A 1,507-nucleotide genomic window follows, 5' to 3' on the forward strand; every position below is an offset into this window, starting at 1 on the left:
CAAAGGGCGTTTTTCGATACCAACCCGGTATCGCCAGCCGCTGCTGTCTGAAGAACAGGGGGCCGTGATCTGCACTATTGCGATCAATGAACCATGCCTGTGGCTTTATCCATTGTCTGAGTGGCGCGAAATTGAATCCAGATTACAACGACTATCCAACACCAACCCCAGAGTCAGACGCTGGCAGCGCATGCTTTTGGGGCATGCGGAAGAATACCAGCTCGACAAAAATGGTCGAATTTTACTGGCGCCCACGTTGCGTGCCCATGCTGGCCTTGGCAAAAAGCTGATGCTGGTCGGATTGCTCAATAAATTTGAGCTCTGGGACGAAGCACGCTGGTATGAACAAATGCAGGCCGATACCGAGATTGAGCGCAGTGGTGACGTAGAGGCGTGCCCTGAGCTGGATGACTTTTCTTTATAACTGGGGTGAAAACCAAATTTTATGGCGACAGAATGGCAACATATTTCAGTGTTGATGGCTGAAACGCTGGATGCATTGAATATCCAACCCGATGGCACTTATATCGACGGTACATTCGGCCGTGGTGGTCACTCGGGTGAAATACTCAAGCGGCTAAACGAGCAGGGCCGATTACAGGCCATTGATCAGGATCCGCAAGCGATTGCGGCGGCGCAGAAGTTCGCCGATGATCCGCGCTTTAGTATTGCCCACAATCGCTTTTCGCACATTGAGAGTGTCGCCCGTGATGCCGGTCTGCTGGGTAAGGTCGATGGTATCTTGCTGGATATTGGCGTGTCTTCACCTCAGCTTGATGATGCCGAACGTGGCTTTAGCTTTATGAAAGATGGCCCGCTGGATATGCGCATGAATCCAACGGCTGGCCGCAGTGCCGCACAGTGGCTGGCAGAAGCCGAGCTCGAAGATATGGTGTTTGTGATCAAAAAATACGGTGAAGAAAAATTTGCCCGCCGCATTGCAACTAAGATCATTGAAACCCGTGAGCACACAGAGATCACCTCGACCAAGCAATTGGCAGATCTAATTGATGAAGCAGTGCCGGTCAAAGACAAGCACAAGCACCCGGCCACGCGCACCTTCCAGGCCATTCGCATTTACATCAATAGTGAGCTTGAAGAGATCCAAACAGCATTGCAGGCCGCACTGGCGGTATTAAAACCAGGTGGCCGCCTGGTGGTGATCTCCTTCCATTCACTGGAAGATCGCATTGTTAAACAGTTTATTAAAAAACAAAGTAAAGGTGAGGCTGTGCCACGCGGGCTACCACTGACAGACGCTCAGCTTAAGCAAAACCTGACACTGAAGGCGGTGGGTAAGGCTATTAAACCCAGTCAGGCTGAAATCGATGCCAATCCGCGCGCGCGCAGCTCGGTGCTAAGAATTGCCGAGAAACTGTAATGAAAAAGCATCAGCGTCAGCCCAAATTATTTTTAGAAATATGCCAGTTACTACTGGCCAATAAGCTGACGTTTGTGTTGCTGGCGTTGACCTTAGGGTCGGCGCTTGCGGTGGTGCAGGTGACAC

2 protein-coding genes are annotated in these 1,507 nt (G+C 51.2%); both read left to right on the forward strand.

The window, feature by feature from the left end; all coding sequences use genetic code 11:
- On the forward strand, window positions 1-424 hold a 424-nt coding region (mraZ, locus tag C3B51_RS22985), incomplete at its 5' end, for a division/cell wall cluster transcriptional repressor MraZ (protein ID WP_130246522.1).
- Window positions 425-445: 21 nt separating this feature from the next.
- Window positions 446-1,381, forward strand: a complete 936-nt coding sequence (rsmH, locus tag C3B51_RS22990; RefSeq protein WP_046004812.1) for a 16S rRNA (cytosine(1402)-N(4))-methyltransferase RsmH — start codon at window positions 446-448, stop codon at window positions 1,379-1,381.
- Window positions 1,382-1,507: the final 126 nt, after the last annotated feature.

Origin of the sequence: Pseudoalteromonas rubra (genome assembly GCF_004212645.1) — a bacterium.
In the GTDB taxonomy this organism is placed as follows: Bacteria; Pseudomonadota; Gammaproteobacteria; order Enterobacterales; family Alteromonadaceae; genus Pseudoalteromonas; species Pseudoalteromonas rubra_G.